This is a genomic window from Planomonospora alba, assembly GCF_039534085.1.
Taxonomy (GTDB): Bacteria; Actinomycetota; Actinomycetes; order Streptosporangiales; family Streptosporangiaceae; genus Planomonospora_B; species Planomonospora_B alba.
The window spans coordinates 1-3,490 of record NZ_BAAAUT010000128.1; the positions used below are offsets into that span (position 1 = coordinate 1).

The following is a 3,490-nucleotide window of genomic DNA, read 5'->3' on the forward strand; positions in this document are numbered from 1 at the left end:
GTGTTCGCCGGGTCGGGGGCGCGCCGGGTGGAGCTGCCGACCTACGCCTTCCAGCACCGGCACTACTGGCTGGAGGCGACGGCTCCCGGCGGCGACGCGACCGCCTTCGGCCAGCTCGCCACGGACCACCCGATGCTGGGCGCGGTCGTCACCCTCCCCGGCGACCAGGGCGTCGTCCTGACCGGCCGCCTCTCGCTGCGCACGCACCCCTGGCTCGCCGACCACGACGTGCTCGGCCGGGTGCTGCTGCCCGGCACCGCCTTCGTCGAGCTGGCCGTGCGGGCCGGTGACGAGGTCGGCTGCGACCTGCTGGAGGAGTTGACGCTGGAGGCGCCGCTGGTGGTGCCGGAGCAGGGCGGAGTCACGCTCCGGGTCGTCGTGGGAGCACCCGACGAGTCCGGGGCGTGCACGGTCGGCGTGTACTCCCGGCGGGACGACGCGCGGACCGGTGACTGGACCCGGCACGCCGGCGGCGTGGTCCGCCCGGCGGCCGGCCGGTTGCCCGCGCAGGCCGCCGAGCTGACCGAATGGCCGCCCCCGGGCGCCCGGCCGGTCGAGGTGGACGGCGCCTACGAGCGGCTCCTGGAGCGGGGCTACGCCTACGGCCCCGTCTTCCAGGGACTGAAGGCGGCCTGGCGGCGCGGCGACGAGGTGTTCGCCGAGGTCGCCCTGCCCGAGCAGGCCACGGCCGACGCCGCCCTGTTCGGCCTGCACCCCGCCCTGCTGGACGCGGCGATGCACGCCGACCTGCTGGCCGAGCAGGGCGAGACGCTCCTGCCGTTCGTCTGGACCGGGGTGCGGCTGCACGCCGTCGGCGCCTCGCGGCTGCGGGTCCGGATCCAGCGGATGAAGGGCGACGAGCTGTCGTCGATCACGGTCGCCGACGGGACGGGCGCGCCGGTCGCCTCGGTGGAGACGCTGGTCTCCCGCCCGGTCTCCGCCAAGCAGCTCGAATCGGCCGGCGCCGGACACCACGAGTCGCTGCTCCGGGTGGAGTGGCTGACGCCCGCGCCGCGCACCGCCACGCCGCCCGCCTGGGCGGAGCTGGACGTCACGGACACGCCGCAGGCCGCACTGGACGCGCTGGCGGCCGGTACGGCGGTGCCCGACGTGGTCGTCCTCCCCGTCCCGGCGGAACTCGGCGAAGACGTGCCGGCGGCCGTCCGCTCCACCGTTCAGCGGACGCTGAGCGCCGTCCGCGCCTGGCTCGCCGACGACCGGTTCTCCGGGGCCCGGCTCGCGGTGGTCACCCGGGGCGCCGTGTCGGTCGGCGGCGAGGACGTCACCGACCTGGCCGGCGCCGCCGTCTGGGGCCTGGTCCGGGCCGCTCGGGAGGAGAACCCCGGCCGGTTCGCGCTCGTCGACCTCGACGGACGGGAGCCCGCGCTGGAGGCCGCGCTCGCCGAGGTGGGCGCGGGCGAGCCCGAGCTCGCGGTGCGGGACGGCGGGATCGTCGTCCCGAGGCTGGCCGGCGCGCCCGTCGGCGGGCAGGAGTCCCCGTGGCGGGACGCCGGCACGGTGCTGATCACCGGCGGGACCGGCGGCCTGGGTGCACTGCTCGCCCGGCACCTGGTCACCGAGCACGGCGTCCCCCGCCTGCTGCTGACCAGCCGCCGCGGGGCCGGCGCGCCCGGCGCGGCGGAGCTGGCCGCCGAACTGGAGGCGCTGGGCGCCGAGGTGGAGATCGCCGCCTGCGACGCGGCCGACCGGGACGCGCTGGCCGCGCTGCTGGCCGCCGTACCGGCCGAGCGCCCGCTGACCGGGGTGGTGCACGCCGCCGCGGTGGCGGACGGCGCCCTGGTGGGGGCGCTGACCCCCGAGCAGGTGGACGCGGTGCTGCGGCCCAAGGTGGACGCGGCCTGGAACCTGCACGAGCTGGCCGGGGACGTGCGGGCGTTCGTGCTCTTCTCCTCCGCGGCCGGCATGGTCGTCGGCGCGGGGCAGGCCAACTACGCCGCCGCCAACGCCTTCCTCGACGCGCTGGCCGTCCACCGCGCCGCGGCCGGGCTGCCCGCCACGTCCCTGGCGTACGGGATGTGGGCCGAGAACACCGGTCTCGGCGGCGAACTGGCCGAGGCGGACCTGCAGCGGATGAGCAGGCTGGGCCTGCCCGCGCTCCCCGCCCGGGAGGGACTGGCCCTGTTCGACGCCGCGCTCGCCACGACCGAGCCGGTGCTGGCACCGCTCAAGGTCGACCAGGCGGCGCTGCGGGCCCGGTCCGACGAGATCCCGCCCCTGCTCCGCGCCCTGGTCCGGGTGCCCGCCCGGCGGGTGGCGCGGACCGGCGACACCGCCGGCGGCGCCTCGGAGCTCGGACGGCGGCTCGCCGGACTGGCCGAGGCCGAGCGCGACCGGGTCCTGCTGGAGCTGGTGCGCTCGCACGTGGCGGCCGTGCTCGGGCACGACGGGATCGACGCGGTCGCGCCCGCCCGGGCCTTCCGGGAGATGGGCTTCGACTCGCTGGCCGCGGTCGAGCTGCGCAACGCGCTGGGCGCCGCAGCCGGGCTCCGGCTCCCCGCCACGCTGGTCTTCGACTACCCGACCGCCCAGGCGGTGGCGGACTACCTGAAGGAGCGGCTGTCCGGCACCTCGGCGCCCGCCGCGCCGCAGGCCGCCGCGCCCGCCGTACCGGTCGACGAGCCGATCGCGATCGTCGGCATGGCCTGCCGCTACCCGGGCGGGGTCTCCTCGCCGGAGGACCTGTGGCGGCTGCTGGCCGAGGGCGGCGACGCCGTCATGGCCTTCCCCTCGGACCGGGGCTGGGACGTCGAGGGCATCTACGACCCCGAGCCGGGCGTTCCGGGCAGGACCTACGCCCGCGAGGGCGCGTTCCTCTACGACGCGGCGGACTTCGACACCGAGTTCTTCGACATCACTCCGCGCGAGGCCGTCGCGATGGACCCGCAGCAGCGGCTGATGCTGGAGGCCTCCTGGGAGGCGCTGGAGCACGCCGGGATCGACCCGGGCGCGGTCCGGGGCAGCCGGACCGGTGTCTTCGCCGGGGTGATGTACCACGACTACGGCAGCCGTCTGCGCGAGGTGCCGGAGGAGGTCGCGGGCTACCTGGGCAACGGCAGCGCCGGCAGCATCCTGTCCGGCCGCGTCGCCTACACCTTCGGACTGGAGGGCCCGGCGGTGACGGTGGACACGGCGTGCTCGTCGTCGCTGGTCGCGCTCCACCTGGCGGCGCAGTCGCTGCGGCAGGGCGAGTGCACGCTCGCGCTGGCCGGCGGCGTGACCGTCATGTCCACCCCGGACATCTTCGTGGACTTCAGCCTGCAGCGGGGGCTCGCCCCCGACGGCCGGTGCAAGCCGTTCGCGGCCGCCGCCGACGGCACCGGCTGGGGCGAGGGCGTCGGCGTGCTGGTGCTGGAGCGCCTGTCGGACGCTCAGCGCAACGGGCACCGGGTACTGGCCGTGGTGCGCGGTTCGGCGGTCAACCAGGACGGCGCGTCCAACGGGCTGACCGCGCCGAACGGTCCCTCGCAGC

Annotated in this window: 1 protein-coding gene; it reads left to right on the forward strand. The window is 77.1% G+C overall.

Annotation, left to right across the window (positions count from 1 at the left end; all coding sequences use genetic code 11):
• Positions 1-3,490: type I polyketide synthase (locus ABD823_RS34150; RefSeq protein ID WP_344867048.1), on the forward strand; the 3,490-nt coding region annotated here is incomplete at both ends.